Below are 18,056 nucleotides of genomic sequence, written 5' to 3' on the forward strand. Positions count from 1 at the left end.
GGTGCTGGCACCCCCGTCCCCTAGGGGGCCAGGCTCAGGGTCAAGTGGGTGGATCACCGGATGGGTTGACGCCCCGGCGATCCGTACCTTCGAGATGTGGCCGCGACCGGCGCGCCACGGACCACTCGAAGAGCGGAGGCCCCCCATGTCGGCGCGCACGCACTCCCGGCCCGTCCCGGCCCCCCGGGCAGGTGCCGCCACCCGGCTGCCGTGGTGGGCCCTGGCCCTCCCCGCTCTCGCCTTCGTCGCCCTGCTCACCCTGGTCCTCAACCCCTCCGAGGCCCACGCCACCGCCGGTGATCCCGCGCTCACCCACCTCGTCGAGCGGGCGCAGCAGCTCATAGCCCGCTGAACGCGCCCGGGCGCCGGTCAACTCCCTGCGCCTCGTGGCCTGTTTCGTGCGAAGCTGGGTCCCATGAGCGTCGCAGAACCCCGCAGGATTGTCCTTTTCCGGCATGCGAAAGCCGACTGGCCTCCGGTGGCCGACCATGAGCGCCCCCTCGCCGAGCGAGGGCGCCTGGACGCCGCAGCGGCCGGCCGCAAGCTCGCCGACACCGGCGTCGCCTTCGATCTGGCCCTGTGCTCCACGGCGGTCCGCACCCGCGAGACCTGGAAGCTCGCGGTCCACGAGTTCCCGAAGCGGCCGAAAACCGTCTACGAGGAGCGGATCTACGAAGCCTCGCCCGGCGAGCTGATCGCCCTGCTCAACGAGACCCCCGACGACGCGCAGAACATCCTGCTGATCGGCCACAACCCGGGCGTCCAGGGCCTGGCCGACATCCTGGCCGGCGCCTCCGAGGGTGACGCCCGTGAGCGCATGACGCGCCGCGGCTACCCGGCCGCCGCCTTCTCCACGCTCACTTTCACCGGCCCCTGGAAGTCCCTGGAACCCGGTACCGCCACGCTGGTCGACTACTGGGCACCGACCGAGTGACCTCCGCCTGACGCACCCGGCGCGATCCGCCGGGTGACCCGCGCGGCACGACAGGGGCCCGGCACCGACATCCGTCGGCGCCGGGCCCGCTCGTCGTCGCGGCCGTTCCGCGCGGGTCAGTCGCCCGCGAGCGTGTCGGCGGCCTCGACCTCTTCCCGCGTGATGCCGAGCAGGTAGAGGACGGTGTCGAGGAACGGGACGTTCACCGCGGTGTGGGCGGCCTGGCGCACCACCGGCTTGGCGTTGAAGGCGACACCGAGACCCGCGGCGTTCAGCATGTCGAGGTCGTTCGCCCCGTCACCGATCGCGACCGTCTGCGACAGCGGCACCCCCGCCTCGGCCGCGAACCGGCGCAGCAGCCGGGCCTTGCCGGCCCGGTCCACGATCTCGCCGGTCACCCGGCCGGTGAGCTTCCCGTCGACGATCTCCAGTGTGTTCGCCTGGGCGAAGTCCAGGCCCAGCCGCTCCTTGAGGTCGTCGGTGACCTGGGTGAAGCCGCCCGAGACCACCCCCACCTGGTAGCCGAGCCGCTTGAGCGTGCGGATCAGGGTGCGGGCACCCGGCGTCAGCCGCACCTCGCTGCGCACCTTGTCCACCACGGAGGCGTCCAGCCCCTCCAGCAGCGCCACGCGCGCGTGCAGCGACTGCTCGAAGTCCAGCTCCCCGCGCATCGCGGCGGCCGTCACCTCGGCGACCTGGTCCTCGCAGCCGGCGTGCGCGGCGAAGAGCTCGATCACCTCGTCCTGGATCAGGGTGGAGTCCACGTCCATGACCACCAGGCGCTGCGCCCTGCGGTACAGCCCCGCCGCGACCACGGCTATGTCGACCCCGAACCGGGCCGCGTCCGTCACCAGCGCCGTGCGCAGCGCCTCCGTCTCCACGCCGGACACCGCGAACTCCACGGCGGTCACCGGGTACTTGGCGAGCCGGAAGATGCGGTCGATGTTGCCGCCGGCCTTGGTGATCCGGGCGGCGATCGACGCCGCCGCCTCCGAGGTGAGGGGGTGCCCCAGCACGGTGACGAGGGAGCGGCCGAGGCCGCGCGGGAGGTTGTCGCCCATGCCGGAGATGATCTCGGCCTGCATCTTCATCGACTCCGCCCAGCTGTGGACGGTCGCCCGCAGGTCCCCCTCCACCCCGGCGGGGGGCTGGGTCACGAGCGCGCAGAGCACGATGCGACCGCGGGTGACGACCTGCTCGATGTCGACCACGTCGACGGAGTAGGCGGCGAGAGTGTCGAAGAGCCCGGCGGTGAGGCCCGGCCGGTCCTTGCCGAAGATCTTGACCAGGAGGGTGGGAACGTCGGTGGTCTGCGATGCGCTCATGGTGCTCTTACCGTATCCGGCAGGCGGTGCCCCGCGCCTTCGAGGTCCGCCACCCGGACACGCCTTCGACCGCTCCCGTCCCGTCCCGACCGGGGGACGGCCTCCGGGCGGTGCGCCTCCGCTCGGCGCCGGTCCCGGCCCGCCGGGGGACGGCCTCCGGGCGGTGTGCCCCCGCACGACTCCGGTTCGGGCCCGCCAGAGGAACGGCCCCAGGCGGTGTGCCCACGCAGGACCCCGATCCCGAACCGCCCACGGCACGCCCCCGGGGCGGTACGCCGCCGCGCGGCGCTGGTCCCGGCCTGGCGTGCCGGAGGGACGGCCCCCAGCCCCAGCCTGTTCTGCCCCAGGGACGGCCCCCGGCCGGTACGCCTCCGCACGGCTCCGGTCCCGACCCGCCCAGGTCAGGCGGGCTTGGCCCTCCCGCCTGCTGGCCCAGCGCCCGCCGGTCCCACCGCCTGCCGGCCCTACCGTCTTCCCGGCCCCGCCGCCCGACCGGCCCTGCCGTCTGCCGGGTCCCGCCGCCCGACCGGCCCTACTGCCTGCCTGGCGGCCCTACTGCCTGCCCGGCCCCTGCCGTCCCCGCCCCTCCGCGCCGTTCGTGGCCGTCCGGGTCGCGGTGGCCCGCTCCCTGTGCGCCCGGGCGCCGTGGCCGTGGCGGTGGGGTCGGAGGCGGGGGAGGGGCGGAACCTCGTCCGGCCACAGGCGCCGGCCTCCCCGGCGCGGCGGCGGGGCGGGGCCGATGACGGTCGACGCCGCGGACAGGTCATCAGCCCCGCCGCCCTCACCCGCCCCCGGCGACCGTGGGGTGTCCCGTCCCGGCAACTCGCCACCGGCACCGTCCCGCCCGCTCCCGGGCACCACGTCCTCGGGCTCGCCCGCCCCCGACCCCGGCCCGGTCCTGTCGGCTCGCCCCACCCGACCGCCCGCCCGGCCCCGACGGTTCCCCCCCCCGACCGCCCGCCCGGCAGCCGCAGGTAGGGATTGGTGTCCGGGTTGGGCGCACGGTACGGCGCCCCCGGCTCGTACGGCCCCGCGGCCGACGGTACGAATCCGCCCCCACCCCCGTTCCCGGCACCCCGTGCCGCAGCCGCCGCACGCACCCCCGCCGTCCCGCTCGCCCACGCCAGCAGCGCGCCCGCCGCGCCCGCCCCCGCGCCCCACAGCGCCCCGAGCGGCGCCGCCGCCCCCAGGTGACCGCGCAGCTCCAGGCCGGCGTCCAACGCGTCGAAGCCGAGGACCGACAGCGAGGCGTTCGCGGACACCTCCGTGAGCCACACCAGCAGCGGCAGGGCCACCGCCGTGGCGACGCCCAGCGCCGCCGCGCAGCGTCCCGCGAACCCGGCCGCCCCCGCCCGCCGCTCCGACGGAACCAGGGCGGACGCCGACGTGGGCACCGGCGTCCGTACCGCCGTCAGCACCCCCGCGAGCAGCATCATCAGCGTGGCGGCCACCCCCAGCAGCCACACCCGCCCGTCCAGCTCGGCCAGCCGCCCCAGCGTGAGGGGCTGCTCGGACCCCGTCCGCAGCAGATCGTCCACGGGGTGGGGCAGCGCACCCAGCAGCGCCCCGTCCGCCCGGGCGTCCCACGGCACGAACAGCCCGACCGGCACCCCGAGCCACACCCCGTTCGGCGCCCCCAGCAGAGCGGCCCCGGCGATCCGCCGGGGGTGGTCGTCACCGATCGCCGCGTACCCCGCGGCGGCGGCCCCCGCCGCGACCGCCACCAGCAGCACCGCGACGACCGCCGAGACGGCCGGCCGCACCACCCGGTGCACGACGTCCCAGCCACGCGGCAGCGGGGTGCGGCGGGACGCCAGCAGCGCGATCAGCAGCACACCGGCGGACCAGCCGAGCCCGCCCAGCAGCGTCGGCACGGTGTCGACGGTGAACCCCACGGCGGCCTGCGCGTCGACCAGGTCGCCCACCCGGTCGGGCAGCAGCCCCTCGATGTCACCCAGTCCCGGGACGTCCAGGCCGCCGCCGCCCCGGCCCGGCAGGTCGTCCAGGCCGAGCGCGCTCCCGTCGATGGTGATCACGTCGTGGCCCGCCCACGCCAGTCCGCCCGCCGCAGCGGCGAACAGCGCCACCACCGCGCCCGCGCGCGCGAGGAGTTCACGGCCCGGGACCACAACTCCCTGTGCCCGCAAGGACCGCAGGAAGAAGAAGGACAGCAGCAGCGCCCCCACCAGCCCCACACCCAGCGGCGCGAGGTCGATGGCCGTCCCGGCCTCCACACCGGACAGCCCGAACGCCGACACGTCACCCGAGGGTGTCACCGAACCGCCCGCCGCCAGCGCCACCACCGCCGCGGTCGTCGGCGCCAGGGACCCGGCCGCGTCCGCGTCCAGCAGACGCAGACCCAGTGCCGCCGTCCCCGCCATCCCGATCAGCGCCCAGCTCACCGCGGCGACCGCGGACATCACCACGTCCGCCCACGGCAGGCCGGTGTCACGCCCCGCCGCCGCGGCACCCCTGACAGCACTCATGGCAGCCCCCCCGATCCGCGGCACGGCCCGTCGGGCCGCCCCTGTCCCCCTCGCGTGGTTTACCACTCTCCGGTCCGGTTTCAACCCCCCGCCGGACAAGGCCGTGGACACCTTGTCGCGCGGTCGTGACAAGGGCCGACTTCCGGTCGGAGGGCCGAGCCTGAAATAGTTCCCCCCGATGTTCGACATCCCTAGACTCCCTGCGACGGGGGAAATTCGGGGGACAACTCAGTGGGGCATGGAGTGCCGGAACTCGTACTGGAATCAAACGGACGGACCTGGACGCTCGATCCGTCCAAGGCCTACACCCTGGGACGCGATCCACAGGGCGACGTCGTGCTGGACGACGCCAGAGTGTCGTGGCGTCACGCCACGATCCGTCACAACGGCCGCAGTTGGGTGATCGAGGACCACGGCAGCACCAACGGCACGTTCGTGCAGGGGCAGCGGATCCACCACCTGGAGTTCGGCGCCGACACGGTGCTGAACCTGGGCAACGCGAACGACGGGCCGCGCGTGACGCTGTCCGGCGTCGGCGCCGCACCGCAGGCCCAGCCGCAACAGCCGTACGCGGCCCAGGGCGCGAACGCCGGCTGGGCACAGCAGGCCCAGCAGCCGCCCGTGCAGCAGCCGGGCGCAGGGCACCCCGGCTGGCAGCAGCCGCAGCAGGCGGCGCCGCAGATCCCGCAGCAGCAGGGACCCGGTGGTGGCGCGGGGGCGCCGCCGGTCTACGGCGACCGCAGCCCCACCACGTTCCATCAGTTCTCGCTCGGCCGCGTGATGCGCATCGGCCGTGCCCTGGAGAACGACCTGGTCGTCTCGGACCTCCAGGTCTCCCGCAACCACGCGGAGTTCCACTCGACGCCCGACGGGCGCATGGAGATCCGCGACCTCGGCTCGCACAACGGCACTTACGTCAACGGCCAGCCGATCGCCAAGGGCGGCTCGCAGCTGCTCGGCCCGACCGACATCGTCGGCGTCGGCCACTCCACGTTCCGGATCGTCGGCGACCGGCTCGAGGAGTTCGTCGACACCGGTGAGGTGTCCTTCTCCGCGCGCCACCTGACAGTCGAGGTCGACGGCGGCAAGCAGATCCTCAAGGACGTCTCCTTCGGCGTGCCCGAGAAGTCGCTGATCGCGGTCATCGGCCCCTCCGGTTCCGGCAAGTCGACGCTGCTCAAGGCGCTCACCGGCTACCGCCCCGCCAACCAGGGCGAGGTGCTGTACGACAACCGCGACCTCTACAAGCAGTTCGCCGAGCTGCGCCAGCGCATCGGTCTGGTCCCGCAGGACGACATCCTGCACAAGGAGCTGACCGTCAAGCGGGCCCTGAAGTACGCGGCCAAGCTGCGGTTTCCCGCCGACACCACGGCGGCCGAGCGCGAGGCCCGCATCGACGAAGTGCTGCGCGAGCTGAAGTTGGACATCCACAAGGACAAGAAGGTCACGTCCCTGTCCGGTGGTCAGCGCAAGCGCGTGTCCGTGGCACTGGAGCTGCTCACCAAGCCGTCGTTGATCTTCCTGGACGAGCCGACCTCCGGCCTCGACCCGGGCATGGACCGCGACGTCATGCAGCTGCTGCGCGGACTGGCCGACGACGGCCGCACCGTCCTCGTGGTGACCCACTCGGTGGCCGAGCTCGCCATCTGCGACAAGCTGCTGGTGATGGCGCCGGGCGGTTCGGTCGCTTACTTCGGCCCGCCCGAGGAGGCGCTGAACTTCTTCGGCTACGACACCTGGGCCGACGTCTTCTCCGCCTTCGAGAACTACCGCGACTACGACTGGGCGGGCCGCTGGAAGGGCTCGCAGCACTACCAGATGTACGCGGCGGACATCGACGCGGTCGCCCCGCAGTCCGTAGCGGTCCCGGCGATGCAGGCGATGAAGCCGCCCAAGCCGCAGGGCTGGCTGTCGCAGTTCTCCACCCTGGTGCGCCGCTACGTCTCGGTGATCGTCTCCGACAAGGGCTTCCTCGCCCTGATGGTGATCCTGCCCGCCGTGCTCGGCGCGGTGAGCCTGCTCATCGACGCGGACAAGGGCCTGCTGCCCAACCCGCCCAACCAGAGCGGCCGGATCATCCCGAACGGCACGGCGACCACGGTGCTGCTGATCCTCGCGGTCGGCGCCTGTTTCGCCGGAGCCGCCAACTCCGTGCGTGAGCTGATCAAGGAACGGGTCATCTACGAGCGGGAGCGCGCCACCGGCCTGTCCCGCTCGGCGTACCTGATGTCCAAGGTGTTCGTGCTCGGCATGATCACGGTGCTCCAGGGCCTCCTGGTCGGCGTGATCGGCTTCTCCAGCCGGGAGATCCCGGAGGAGGGTCTGGTCTTCGGGAAGTTCACGCTGCTGGAGCTCTCGGTGCCGATCATGGCGCTCGGCTTCACCTCGATGATGTTCGGCCTGATCATCTCCTCGCTGGTGAAGACCGCCGAGAAGACCATGCCGCTGCTGGTGATGTTCGCGATCATCCAGGTCGTGTTCACCGGCTGCCTGTTCACCCTGCACGGCTCGATCGGCGTGAACCAGTTCTCGTTCCTGATGCCGTCGCGCTGGGCGGTGGCCGCGTCGGGCGCCACGCTGGACTTCAACAAGATCAGCCCGCCGGAGACCGCGGGCGACACCGACCCGCTGTGGGAGCACACGGCCGGCGCCTGGGCGATGGACATGGGCGCGCTGCTCGTCCTCGGTGTGATCTGCGGCTTCTTCGTGGCGCGCTTCCTGCGCCGCCATGAGCCCGAGGTCATGCGCAAGTAGTCCCGCCGTACCACCCCGAAGGGCGGCACCCCGTCAGGAGGGTGCCGCCCTTCGGCGTCCGTGTGCGGCAGGAGAGGTCCGCGCCGACCTCTCAGTACGCGCTGTCGACGTTGTCCATGGTGCCGTACTTGTCCGCCGCGTAGTTGCAGGCGGCGACGATGTTGGCGACCGGGTCGTAGATGTTCTTCGGCGTGCCCTTGACGTGGTACGCGTCGAAGGTGGGCGGGATCACCTGCAGCAGCCCCTTGGAGGGGATGCCGTTCTGGGCGTTGATGTCCCAGAGGTTGATCGCCTTCGGGTTGCCGGAGGACTCCCGCATGATGTTGCGGTGGATGCCCTCGTAGGAGCCGGGGATGCCGTGCTTCTTCATGATGGACATGGCTTCGCGGATCCAACCGTCCAGGTTGTTGCCGTACGACTTGGGGGCGGCCTTCTTCACCTCGGCGCGCTGGGCGGAGCGGCTCGCGGCCTTCTTCGCCTCGCGCGCCTTCGCGGCCTTGGCCTCGGCGGCGGCCTTCTTCTTGGCGACGGCCTCGGCCGCGGCCTGCTTCTTCGCCGCGATCTGCTCGGCCTTCACGCTGGCGCCGGCGAGCTGGTCGGTGACGTCGGCCTTGACGCCCTGGATCTGCTGGGTGCTGTACGCGACCTTCGCCGTGGGAGCGGCGGCGGCCTCGCTCGTGGTCGTCGTCGAGGCGTTGCTCGGGATCGCGGAGAAGCCGATGGCGGCGGCACCGAGGGCGGCGACGCCCGCGGCGGCGATCTTGTGGTGACGGGTCAGGGCACGACTATGACCACGGGTGAGGATGTGCTTGGGCATGCGGAACGGACCTCTTCGAATAGCGCGGAGGTCGCTCGATGTCCGGTGCGGACGGGTGCTCCTTCGGCACACGAACGCCGCGGGGGAGAACCCACGGCGCTGAGCGACGAGGCCATTCTTAGCGGCCGCAAAATGGCGGGGCAAAGATGTGACCTACGAAGCCGGGTAGTGGATCAGGGGGGTAGGAAACGGGGCAGAGAGGACTGTTCGCCCCGTTCATGTGGGCGGTATGTCTCTCCTACTCCTCTTCGTACGTGATGTGCACCCTATGCCCGGCCTCACACAGGTCCCGCTCAGCTCTCACGGTTTGTTGCTGGAGCAATGCGGTGGGTGAGGGGGTCTCGGCGGCGGTCAGAACGGCAGCAGCAGATGCACGTCACCGAACTCGTGCCACAGGTAGCGCCCGCGCAGCGCCTCCTCGTAGCCCTGCCCGACCGCCTCCCTCCCCGCCACCGCCTCCAGCATCAGCAGGTGCGAGGCCTCCGGCTCGTGCAGGCCGGTCAGCAGCCCGTCCACCACCCGCACCCCGCGCTCGGGGGTGACCACCAGGTCCGTCCAGCCCGCGCGGGCCCGCACCACGCCGTCCGGTCCGGCCGCCGACTCCACCGCACGCACCGCCGTCGTCCCCACCGCGATCACCCGCCCTCCGTCCGCCCGCACCGCGCCGATCAGTGACGCAGACGCCTCCGGCACCGCGAACCGCTCCGGGTACGGCGGCTCGTGCACCTCGCCCGACGCCACCCCCGTGTCCAGCCTGACCGGCGCGAACCGCACCCCCCGGCTCACCAGCTCCGTCACCGTCCGCCCCGTGAACGGACGCCCCGCGCTCGGCATCTCCGCGCTCCCCGAACCGTCCCCCGACGGCAGCGCGAACACCGTCTGGTACGCCGACAGCGGCTGGTCCCGCTCCGTGTACGCGTACCGGATCGGCCGCCCGTGCTCCCGCAGCAGCCCCGGCACGTCCCGCGACACCCGCGCCCACCACAGCCGCGGCGCCCCCGCGTCCAGCGGCTCCTCCGGCACCAGCCGCGCGCCCCCGGCGAGCCTCACCTCCGTACCCGCACGCGTGCCCGCGCGCACGCGCGTGGTGCCCCGGCCGTCCGGCTCCCTCAGTTCGACCGCCCAGCGTCCGTCGTCCCCCCGCGTGGAGAAGTGCACCACCACGCGCGCGTCCCCGAACCGGCCGTCGACCGCCGCCGCCAGCGTCGGCGAGGTGTTCACCACCAGCAGGTCCCCCTCCCGCAGCAGCCGCGGCAGCTCCGTGAACGCGTGGTGCGCCACCTCGGTGCCCCGCGACACCAGCAGCCGCACCGAGTCCCGGTCCCGCCCCGGCCCGCGCCGCTCCGCCGGCACCCGCGCGGACAGCTCCTCCGGCACCCGGAACGTCAGCGTCACCGCTCCCCCTCCAGCAGCGCCGGAGGACCGTAGCGGCCACTGGCCGGCCGCTCGTCCAGCAGCCGCACGAAGGCGGGCACCACCCCGGCCGGGTCCGGCCGCGGACCGTCGTCGTCCGGCACGGCCGCCGCGTACAGGTCGGTCTCCATGTCCCCGGGGTCGACCGCCCAGACCCGCAGCCCCGGCTCCTCCACCGCCAGCACCGCAGCCAGCTGGTCCAGCGCCGCCTTGGACGCCCCGTACCCGCCCCAGGCCGGGTACGCCTCCGCCGCGGCGTCCGAGCTCACCACGAGCACCGCGCCCGCCTCGGCGGTCCGCAGCATCGGCAGCGCCTCCTGCACCAGGCCCAGCGCCGCCACCAGGTTCACCTCCAGCGCCCGCCGCAGCCCTTCCAGCGGCAGCTCCTCCAGCCGCACCAGCGGCTCGGCGCCCAGCGCGCTCGCGTTGTGCACCACCAGGTCCACCCCGCCCAGCCGCCAGGCCGCCGCCACCAGCTCCGCGCGGTGCGCGGGGTCCGTCACGTCCCCGGGCAGCGCCGTCACGCGTGTGGCGTGCGCCGACACCAGCACGGCCGCCTCGGCCAGGCGGTCCGGCCCTCGTGCGTCGAGCACCAGATTCCAGCCCCGCGCCGCCAGCCCTTGGGCCAGCGCCCGTCCGAGCCCCTTCGAAGCCCCTGTGATGATCGCAACCGGCATGGCAGCCGTCCCCTCGTCGTCGTCGCCCGATCGGTGTGCGATCAACGTAGGAACCCGCCCCGGGCCACCGCCTCGGGCGCGGGACGCAGTGGACCGGGTCCCTTCGCCCTACGACGGCACGCCGGGACCCCGGGCCCTAGGTCACCCGCGCGGGACCCGCGACCGAGGACCTAGGACCACCGTCCGGCCCCGGGCGGACACCGGACCGATCCGCCCGGCCGGGGGCCGCCGGTACCGTGAGGACATGAGCCACGGCCCCCGGTCCGGCCTCGCCGCGGTGAGTTCCGCGATGCTGGCCATGAGCAGGCACCTGGAGGTGCGCGACGTCCTCAAGACGATCGTCGCCTCCGCCCGCGAACTCCTCGACGCCCAGTACGCCGCGCTCGGCGTGCCCGACGACCACGGGGGCTTCGCCCAGTTCGTGGTGGACGGCGTCAGCGACGAGCAGTGGAAGGCCATCGGCCCCCTGCCGCGCCGGCACGGCGTCCTCGCCGCGATGCTGGACGACGCCGCCCCGCAGCGCCTCGCCGACGTCCGCCGCGACCCCCGCTTCGGGGGCTGGCCCGGCGCCCATCCCGACCTGGTCGACTTCCTCGGGCTGCCCGTGCGCGACGGCGACGAGGTGCTCGGCGCCCTGTTCCTCGCCAACAAGAGGTGTCCCAAGCCGGAAGGCACCTGCGGCTTCACCGAGGACGACGAGGAACTCCTCGGCATCCTCGCCCAGCACGCCGCGATCGCCCTCACCAACGCCCGCCTCTACGAACGCAGCCGCGAGCTGACCATCGCCGAGGAACGCTCCCGGCTGGCCCACGAGCTCCACGACGCGGTCAGCCAGAAGCTGTTCTCCCTGCGGCTCACCGCCCAGGCCGCCGCCCGCCTCGTGGACCGCGACCCGGCCCGCGCCAAGGGCGAACTCCAGCAGGTGGCGGTGCTGGCCGCCGAGGCCGCCGACGAACTGCGCGCCGCGGTCGTCGAACTGCGCCCCGCCGCCCTCGACGAGGACGGACTGGTCGCCACCCTGCGCACCCAGATCCAGGTCCTCGACCGCGCGCACAGCGCCCGCGTCACCTTCACGGGCCACTTGGTGCGCGCCCTGCCCGCCGCCCAGGAGGAGGCGGTGCTGCGGGTCGCCCAGGAAGCGCTGCACAACGCCCTGCGCCACTCCGGCGGCGAGCACGTCGACGTGACCCTGGAGCGGCGCGGCAGCGGGGCGGTCCTGCGGGTCGGCGACGACGGCGGCGGCTTCGACCCGCACGCCGTGCGCCGCGCGGGCCGCCATCTGGGCCTGGTCTCCATGCGGGACCGGGCGAGCGGGGTCGGCGGCAGGCTGACCGTGGAATCGGCGCCCGGCAAGGGCACCACCATCGAGCTGGAGGTCCCCGGTGGCTGACACGATCAAGGTGCTGCTGGTCGACGACCACCAGGTGGTACGCAGAGGGCTGCGCACCTTCCTCGAGGTGCAGGACGACATCGAGGTCGTCGGCGAGGCAGCCGACGGCGCGGAAGGGGTCGCCCTGGCCGCCGAGCTCCAGCCCGACGTCATCCTCATGGACGTCAGGATGCCGGGCATGGACGGCGTGGAGGCGCTGCGCCGGCTGCGCGAGCTCGACCACCGGGCCCGGGTGCTGATCGTCACCAGCTTCACCGAGCAGCGCACGGTGATCCCCGCCCTGCGCGCGGGCGCCGCCGGCTACGTCTACAAGGACATCGACCCCGACGCGCTCGCCGGCGCCATCCGCTCCGTGCACGCCGGGCACGTCCTGCTGCAGGCGGAGGTGGCGGGCGCGCTGCTCTCCCAGGAGGAGAACGCCCCCGGCGCCGGGCGCGCCGGGTCCCTCACCGAGCGGGAGCGCGAAGTGCTCGGGCTGATCGCGGACGGGCGTGCCAACCGGGAGATCGCCCGCGCCCTCGTGCTCTCCGAGAAGACGGTGAAGACGCACGTGTCGAACATCCTGATGAAGCTCGACCTGGCGGACCGCACCCAGGCCGCGCTGTGGGCGGTACGGCACGGTCTCAGCGGGTGATCTCCGACGAACGACCGCCGCCATGCCGGAGGGTTCCCCTCCGGTGAGAGATTCATACCGTAGGGGGAATGCCCCGCGGGCCCCGTATCCCTTGCCGGTGCCGCGCGTTTCCCAGGGCGGACCGCGGCGCGTGCCGCGGTCGTCCCAAGGAGGGCTCGGAAAGTGAAGAACCTGAAGAAGGCAGCGGCCGTGACGATGGTGGCCGGCGGTCTGCTCGCCGCCGGTGCGGGCATGGCCTCCGCCACCGAGGGCAGCCACGCCGACGGCAAGGCCGTGGGCAGCCCGGGCGTCGTCTCGGGCAACCTCGTCCAGGTCCCGGTCGACGTCCCGGTCAACGTGTCCGGCAACAGCATCAACGTCATCGGCGTCCTGAACCCGGCCTTCGGCAACGTCGCCGTCAACCACTGACGCCGCCCGCCGACAGCCCCGGCCGCCCGCCCCACGGGGCGCCGGGGCTTTCGCCTGCCCAGGCGCGCCATCGCGCGCCCGCATGCAGGGGGAACCGGCTCCGACAAGCCCGCGCCGACCCGGCGCGCCCACGCCGCCCCACACCACTTCGGTGCGCCCCGCGCCGCCCCACACCAGTCCGTGCGCCCCGCGCCGTCCTAGGCCCCGATGCACGGGGCCGCGCTGTCACGCGCCGGTTCAGGACGCCCGGCGCCGCCCAGCCCCGGACTCACAGCTCGGCGGGCGCGCGCTCGCTGTCCCGCGCCGGTTCGGCGCGCCCCGTGCCGACCAGGACCGCCCAGATCCACGTGCGCCCCGCGCCGCCCAGGCCCCGGTGAGCACGCCCGCACCCCCGCGTCCTGCCGGGCACGACAGAGCGCGCCCCGCGCCGGTCAGCGCACGCCCCGCTCCTCCACGAACGCGTTGTACGCGGCCACCTGCGCCCGTCGGGCCGTCCGCTCCACCGGCCGCAGGGCCAGCGCCCGCGCCGACATCTCCGACGCGCTCATCGCGCCGCCGTGCCCGTTCACCGTCGCCAGCGAGACCAGCGCACCCACCCGCTGCGCCAGCTCCAGCACCCGCACCGCGCGCGGCGGATACCCCGGCGCCAGCACGTCCCGCCCCCGCGACGCCGAGGCCCGCGCCCGGTACGCGTCGATCGCGGCCTCCGCCACCGGACCCGACCCGGCGACGTCCAGCCGCGTCAGCGCCTCCGTCGCCTCCCGCAGCGCCTCCGCGAGCTCCCGCTCCGCCTCACCCAGCGACGGCACGTCGGCCGGCGGCGCCTCCCGCACCGGCAGACAGTGCCAGACGACCTCCACGTGCACATCCCCCGCGGGCCCCGCCTCCGTGACCTCCGGCACCAGCCCCAGGGCCGCCCCCTGGCACACCACCGCCTCCTCGGCCTCCAGCGCCCGCGCGTTGAACTCCGGCGGCCCGCTCAGTCCGAGCGGATGCCCCGGCGCCGGCAGCGCCAACCGCAGCCCGGACACCCCGAGCGCCCGCAGCCGCCCCAGGGCCAGGGACAGCCCCACCGGCGCGGACTCCCCGGGCACCCCCTCGACACGGTGCACCGCGTCCTCCCCGACGACGGCGAGCACCGCGTCGTCCGGAGAGACAAGCCCGGCGAGAAGGGCGTTTCCCCAAGCGGCCAGACGGCCGGAGCGTGGTTCCGAAAGCATGCGTACACCCTAGACAGCACCCGAGAACCGGACCGATGGAATGTCCGGGTCGACCAGTGGCGTAGATTTCATGATGGGCTGCGCCCACGGGTGCGGCGGACCGACCCACAAGGCGTACGCGACAGCCGAGACCGGCCACACTGCAAGGGGAGACAAGGCGCTCATGAGCGATGTTCTGGAACTTCAGGACGTATCCGTGGTCCGTGAGGGCCGGGCTCTGGTGGAGCAGGTCTCCTGGTCGGTCAAGGAGGGTGAACGCTGGGTCATCCTCGGCCCCAACGGCGCCGGCAAGACCACCCTCCTCAACATCGCGTCCAGCTACCTCTACCCCAGCAAGGGCACCGCCACCATCCTCGGCGAGACGCTCGGCCGCCCCGGCACCGACGTCTTCGAGCTGCGCCCCCGCATCGGCGTGGCCGGCATCGCCCTCGCCGACAAACTCCCCAAGAAGCAGACGGTCCTGCAGACCGTGCTCACCGCCGCCTACGGCATGACCGCCGGCTGGCAGGAGGAGTACGAGGACATCGACGAGCAGCGCGCCCGCGCCTTCCTCGACCGCCTCGGCATGTCCGAGTATCTCGACCGAAAGTTCGGCACCCTCTCCGAGGGCGAGCGCAAGCGCACCCTCATCGCCCGCGCCCTGATGACCGACCCCGAGCTGCTGCTCCTCGACGAGCCCGCCGCCGGACTCGACCTCGGCGGCCGCGAGGACCTGGTGCGCCGCCTCGGCCGCCTCGCCCGTGACCCGATCGCCCCCTCCATGATCATGGTCACCCACCACGTCGAGGAGATCGCCCCCGGCTTCACCCACGTCCTGATGATCCGTCAGGGCAAGGTCCTCGCCGCCGGCCCCCTCGAACTCGAACTCACCAGCCGCAACCTCTCCCTCTGCTTCGGCCTCCCGCTCGTCGTGGAGCAGGTCGGCGACCGCTGGACCGCCCAGGGCCTCCCGATGAGCTGAACACCGCCCCGGCGGCACAACACCCAGGACCCCCGGGCCCGTTCGACCGGATCGGCGCCCTGTCCGTGAGTGGGTGCGCGGTTCTACCATGACCGGTGTGGACATCGACGCATGGCTGTGGTGGCTGATCGGCGCGGCGGCACTCGGCATCGGGCTGGTGATCACCGCGATGCCCGAACTCGGCATGCTCGCGGTGGGCGCCGTCGCCGCCGCGGTGGTCTCCGGCATCTTCGGCGGCGGAGCCGTCGCCCAGGTCGTGGTCTTCGCCGTCGTCTCGACCGCGCTGATCGCCCTCGTCCGCCCCATCGCCCGCAGACACCGGTCCCAACGGCCCGAACACGCCACCGGCGTCGAGGCCCTGAAGGGCAAACAGGCCGTCGTCCTCGAACGCGTCGACGGCAGCGGCGGCCGGATCAAACTGGCGGGCGAGGTCTGGTCGGCCCGCGCCCTCGACACCGGCCGCTCCTACGACGTCGGCCAGGAGGTCGACGTCGTGGACATCGAGGGGGCCACCGCGGTCGTCATGTGATCCCGCACCTCCCGCATGACACAACCGGTGCGAAGACGGCCCCGGTTGGCCCCGCGGTCTGACAGACTCGACCAGCAAGATCTACAACCGCACGACCGTGCACAGGCACACACGACCTGCCGTAGGCGCCGAGGCTAAGAAGGGTTCGGGGAACCGACGATGGAACCGGTCATCATCGTCCTGATCATCCTGGTGGTGTTGGTCTTCATCGCCCTGATCAAGACGATCCAAGTCATCCCACAGGCCAGCGCCGCCATCGTCGAGCGCTTCGGCCGCTACACGCGGACACTCAACGCGGGCCTCAACATCGTCGTCCCGTTCATCGACACCATCCGCAACCGCATCGACCTGCGCGAACAGGTCGTCCCCTTCCCGCCGCAGCCGGTGATCACCCAGGACAACCTGGTCGTCAACATCGACACCGTCATCTACTACCAGGTGACCGACGCCCGGGCCGCCACCTACGAGGTCGCCAGCTACATCCAGGCGATCGAGCAGCTCACCGTCACCACCCTGCGCAACATCATCGGCGGCATGGACCTGGAGCGCACCCTCACCTCCCGCGAGGAGATCAACGCGGCCCTGCGCGGCGTCCTCGACGAGGCCACCGGCAAGTGGGGCATCCGCGTCAACCGCGTCGAGCTCAAGGCCATCGAACCGCCCACCTCCATCCAGGACTCGATGGAGAAGCAGATGCGCGCCGACCGTGACAAGCGCGCCGCCATCCTCCAGGCCGAGGGCGTCCGGCAGTCCGAGATCCTGCGCGCCGAGGGCGAGAAGCAGTCCCAGATCCTCCGCGCCGAAGGTGAGGCCAAGGCCGCCGCCCTGCGCGCCGAGGGCGAGGCCCAGGCCGTCCGCACGGTCTTCGAGGCCATCCACGCCGGTGACCCGGACCAGAAGCTGCTCTCCTACCAGTACCTCCAGATGCTCCCGAAGATCGCCGAGGGCGACGCCAACAAGCTCTGGATCGTCCCCAGCGAGATCGGCGACGCCCTCAAGGGCCTCTCCGGTGCCATGGGCAACCTGGGCGCGATGGGCGGAGGCAACGGCGCCACCGCCAACGTCCCCGCCCAGGAACGCCGCGAGAAGCCCTCCATCGACTGAGGCACGCAGAAACAACGGGTTCCCCGCGCCCCTCAGGGGCGCGGGGAACCGCGCGAGCAACCACAGACGACCCGCAGCCGGGTTATTCACTCACGCCCTACGGCGAAGCCGTCACGCCGCGGCCGACACCAGCCACCCGGGCAACGCGTCGAACTCCTCCGCGCCCAGCGCCAGCAGCATCGCGTCGGCCGGCGTCGGCTCGTACGGCTCCCGCAGCAACGGCATCCCGGCCTGCTCCGGCGTCCGGTTCGCCTTGCGGTGGTTGTCCTCCGCGCACGACGCCACCGTGTTCAGCCACGTGTCCTGCCCGCCCAGCGACCGCGGCACCACGTGGTCCACGGTCGTCGCCCTGCGGCCGCAGTACGCGCAGCGGTGCCTGTCCCGGACGAGCACCCCCCGCCTCGACCATGGCGCTCGTCTTCGGAACGGCACCCGCACGTAGTGGCAGAGCCTGATCACCCGAGGCGCCGGTATGTCGACCGCGGCTCCCCGCATCCGCAGTTCGGGGTGGGCCTGCTCGACGACGGCCTTGTCCTGCAGCACCAGAACGACGGCTCGGTTCAGCGTCACCGTCGACAGCGGCTCGAAGCTCGCGTTCAGCACCAGCGTGTCCCGCATACCAGCCCACCTCCCGTGTGCACCGGCCCACCCCTCGGCGGGCTGGAACAACTCTGGCCGGGCGCGCCGGGATGGACAACGCAATATCCGCTGCTGCCACGGGAGGCGGCTCCCGTGCACCCCGGCAGAAAAAATGCCCGCCCCTGATCAATTCCAAGACCAGGGGCGGGCAAACGTTCCGTGAACGTCCGGGGCCGCGCGGACGGCTCAGGACCCCGCGGGCACCTCGTACTCACCGATCAGCTGGGCCCGCGCGATCGCGTGGAACCGAAGGTTGAAGCCGACCACGGCCGGAGAGGCGTCCGAGTCCGGACCCAGCTTCTCCTGGTCCACGGCGTACACCGTGAACACGTAACGGTGCGGCCCGTCCCCGGGCGGCGGCGCGGCACCACCGAAGTCCTTGCTGCCGTAGTCGTTGCGCGCCTGCACGGCGCCCTCCGGCAGCCCCTCGAACGCGCCGCTGCCCGCACCGGCCGGCAGCTCGGTCACCGAGGCCGGGATGTCGAACACCACCCAGTGCCAGAACCCGCTGCCCGTCGGGGCGTCGGGGTCGTAGCAGGTCACGGCGAAGCTCTTGGTCTCCGGAGGGAAACCCTCCCACCGCAGGTGCGGCGAGGTGTTGCCCGCCGCCTGGACCTGAGCGTCCTTGAGCGCCGCCCCCTCCGTCACATCGTCGCTCGCCACCGTGAACGACGGCACGGGCGGATGGAAGTCGTGGGGGAGCGGCCGCCGCTTGAGCTCGGACACCTCGGTACCTCCTGATCGATGACGTTCGGTCGACGACGA

General features: G+C 73.0%; 17 protein-coding genes. 9 read left to right on the plus strand and 8 right to left on the minus strand.

Annotation, left to right across the window (positions count from 1 at the left end; genetic code table 11):
- The first annotated feature begins 145 nt into the window (after positions 1-145).
- A complete protein-coding gene (locus tag F3L20_RS08785) occupies positions 146-352 on the plus strand; it encodes a hypothetical protein (RefSeq protein ID WP_150153603.1) in 207 nt (68 codons plus the stop codon).
- Between the two features lie 63 nt (positions 353-415).
- A complete protein-coding gene (locus tag F3L20_RS08790) occupies positions 416-934 on the plus strand; it encodes a SixA phosphatase family protein (RefSeq protein ID WP_150153607.1) in 519 nt (172 codons plus the stop codon).
- A 116-nt stretch (positions 935-1,050) separates the two neighbouring features.
- Here the strand turns inward: F3L20_RS08790 and serB are convergent, their stop codons facing one another.
- Both serB and F3L20_RS08800 read right to left on the minus strand, forming a co-directional pair.
- Positions 1,051-2,259: a phosphoserine phosphatase SerB gene (serB, locus tag F3L20_RS08795; protein WP_150153610.1), complete on the minus strand. Its 1,209-nt coding sequence runs from the start codon at positions 2,257-2,259 to the stop codon at positions 1,051-1,053.
- 464 nt (positions 2,260-2,723) lie between these two features.
- Complete coding sequence (locus F3L20_RS08800) at positions 2,724-4,745, minus strand: streptophobe family protein (protein ID WP_240810866.1); 2,022 nt, start codon at positions 4,743-4,745, stop codon at positions 2,724-2,726.
- Positions 4,746-4,988: 243 nt separating this feature from the next.
- On the opposite strand from F3L20_RS08800, the gene F3L20_RS08805 reads away from it, so the two are divergent.
- A complete protein-coding gene (locus tag F3L20_RS08805; RefSeq protein WP_206338876.1) occupies positions 4,989-7,499 on the plus strand; it encodes an ABC transporter ATP-binding protein/permease in 2,511 nt (836 codons plus the stop codon).
- A 91-nt stretch (positions 7,500-7,590) separates the two neighbouring features.
- Here the strand turns inward: F3L20_RS08805 and F3L20_RS08810 are convergent, their stop codons facing one another.
- The 3 genes from F3L20_RS08810 to F3L20_RS08820 form a co-directional block, all read right to left on the minus strand.
- Positions 7,591-8,316, minus strand: a complete 726-nt coding sequence (locus F3L20_RS08810) for a transglycosylase SLT domain-containing protein (RefSeq protein WP_150153615.1) — start codon at positions 8,314-8,316, stop codon at positions 7,591-7,593.
- 351 nt (positions 8,317-8,667) lie between these two features.
- The gene (locus F3L20_RS08815) at positions 8,668-9,711 is read right to left on the minus strand and encodes an S-adenosylmethionine:tRNA ribosyltransferase-isomerase (RefSeq protein WP_150153617.1); all 1,044 of its coding nucleotides are present in this window, start codon (positions 9,709-9,711) and stop codon (positions 8,668-8,670) included.
- The gene (locus tag F3L20_RS08820; protein ID WP_150153619.1) at positions 9,708-10,406 is read right to left on the minus strand and encodes an SDR family NAD(P)-dependent oxidoreductase; all 699 of its coding nucleotides are present in this window, start codon (positions 10,404-10,406) and stop codon (positions 9,708-9,710) included. Before F3L20_RS08820 ends, F3L20_RS08815 begins: the two co-directional genes overlap by 4 nt.
- A 244-nt stretch (positions 10,407-10,650) precedes the next feature.
- Between F3L20_RS08820 and F3L20_RS08825 the strand changes: the two genes are divergently transcribed.
- The 3 genes from F3L20_RS08825 (at position 10,651) to F3L20_RS08835 (ending at position 12,838) form a co-directional block, all read left to right on the plus strand.
- Positions 10,651-11,796, plus strand: a complete 1,146-nt coding sequence (locus F3L20_RS08825; RefSeq protein ID WP_150153621.1) for a GAF domain-containing sensor histidine kinase — start codon at positions 10,651-10,653, stop codon at positions 11,794-11,796.
- Positions 11,789-12,430: a response regulator gene (locus F3L20_RS08830; protein WP_145825043.1), complete on the plus strand. Its 642-nt coding sequence runs from the start codon at positions 11,789-11,791 to the stop codon at positions 12,428-12,430. The genes F3L20_RS08825 and F3L20_RS08830 overlap by 8 nt, the downstream gene beginning before the upstream one ends.
- 162 nt (positions 12,431-12,592) lie before the next feature.
- A complete protein-coding gene (locus tag F3L20_RS08835; protein ID WP_006135994.1) occupies positions 12,593-12,838 on the plus strand; it encodes a chaplin in 246 nt (81 codons plus the stop codon).
- Positions 12,839-13,269: 431 nt separating this feature from the next.
- Here F3L20_RS08835 and F3L20_RS08840 read toward each other — a convergent pair whose 3' ends face one another.
- On the minus strand, positions 13,270-14,058 hold the full coding sequence (locus F3L20_RS08840) for a hypothetical protein (protein WP_150153623.1): 789 nt from the start codon (positions 14,056-14,058) through the stop codon (positions 13,270-13,272).
- Positions 14,059-14,221: 163 nt separating this feature from the next.
- Between F3L20_RS08840 and F3L20_RS08845 the strand changes: the two genes are divergently transcribed.
- The 3 genes from F3L20_RS08845 to F3L20_RS08855 all read left to right on the plus strand — a co-directional run bounded on the left by F3L20_RS08845 (position 14,222) and on the right by F3L20_RS08855 (position 16,652).
- Positions 14,222-15,019 (plus strand): ABC transporter ATP-binding protein, encoded by a 798-nt coding sequence (locus F3L20_RS08845; RefSeq protein WP_024887131.1) that lies wholly within the window; start codon positions 14,222-14,224, stop codon positions 15,017-15,019.
- Between the two features lie 88 nt (positions 15,020-15,107).
- Positions 15,108-15,548, plus strand: coding sequence for an NfeD family protein (locus F3L20_RS08850; protein WP_150153625.1), 441 nt, complete (start codon positions 15,108-15,110; stop codon positions 15,546-15,548).
- A gap of 159 nt (positions 15,549-15,707) precedes the next feature.
- A complete protein-coding gene (locus F3L20_RS08855; RefSeq protein ID WP_145825038.1) occupies positions 15,708-16,652 on the plus strand; it encodes an SPFH domain-containing protein in 945 nt (314 codons plus the stop codon).
- Positions 16,653-16,763: 111 nt separating this feature from the next.
- Here F3L20_RS08855 and F3L20_RS08860 read toward each other — a convergent pair whose 3' ends face one another.
- Both F3L20_RS08860 and F3L20_RS08865 read right to left on the minus strand, forming a co-directional pair.
- Positions 16,764-17,270, minus strand: a complete 507-nt coding sequence (locus F3L20_RS08860) for an HNH endonuclease (protein WP_150153627.1) — start codon at positions 17,268-17,270, stop codon at positions 16,764-16,766.
- Between the two features lie 207 nt (positions 17,271-17,477).
- Complete coding sequence (locus F3L20_RS08865) at positions 17,478-18,017, minus strand: YbhB/YbcL family Raf kinase inhibitor-like protein (RefSeq protein WP_150153629.1); 540 nt, start codon at positions 18,015-18,017, stop codon at positions 17,478-17,480.
- Positions 18,018-18,056 lie beyond the last annotated feature (39 nt).

The sequence above is a fragment of the Streptomyces tendae genome (genome assembly GCF_008632955.1).
Classification (GTDB): Bacteria; Actinomycetota; Actinomycetes; order Streptomycetales; family Streptomycetaceae; genus Streptomyces.

Coding starts and splice junctions, on each gene's coding strand:
- F3L20_RS08820 (WP_150153619.1), bottom strand. CDS start 10,406: ATGCCGGTTGCGATCATCACAGGGGCTTCGAAGGGGCTCGGACGGGCG.
- F3L20_RS08825 (WP_150153621.1), top strand. CDS start 10,651: ATGAGCCACGGCCCCCGGTCCGGCCTCGCCGCGGTGAGTTCCGCGATG.
- F3L20_RS08855 (WP_145825038.1), top strand. CDS start 15,708: ATGGAACCGGTCATCATCGTCCTGATCATCCTGGTGGTGTTGGTCTTC.
- F3L20_RS08845 (WP_024887131.1), top strand. CDS start 14,222: ATGAGCGATGTTCTGGAACTTCAGGACGTATCCGTGGTCCGTGAGGGC.
- F3L20_RS08850 (WP_150153625.1), top strand. CDS start 15,108: ATGACCGGTGTGGACATCGACGCATGGCTGTGGTGGCTGATCGGCGCG.
- F3L20_RS08790 (WP_150153607.1), top strand. CDS start 416: ATGAGCGTCGCAGAACCCCGCAGGATTGTCCTTTTCCGGCATGCGAAA.
- F3L20_RS08800 (WP_240810866.1), bottom strand. CDS start 4,745: ATGAGTGCTGTCAGGGGTGCCGCGGCGGCGGGGCGTGACACCGGCCTG.
- F3L20_RS08860 (WP_150153627.1), bottom strand. CDS start 17,270: ATGCGGGACACGCTGGTGCTGAACGCGAGCTTCGAGCCGCTGTCGACG.
- F3L20_RS08785 (WP_150153603.1), top strand. CDS start 146: ATGTCGGCGCGCACGCACTCCCGGCCCGTCCCGGCCCCCCGGGCAGGT.
- serB (WP_150153610.1), bottom strand. CDS start 2,259: ATGAGCGCATCGCAGACCACCGACGTTCCCACCCTCCTGGTCAAGATC.
- F3L20_RS08810 (WP_150153615.1), bottom strand. CDS start 8,316: ATGCCCAAGCACATCCTCACCCGTGGTCATAGTCGTGCCCTGACCCGT.
- F3L20_RS08840 (WP_150153623.1), bottom strand. CDS start 14,058: ATGCTTTCGGAACCACGCTCCGGCCGTCTGGCCGCTTGGGGAAACGCC.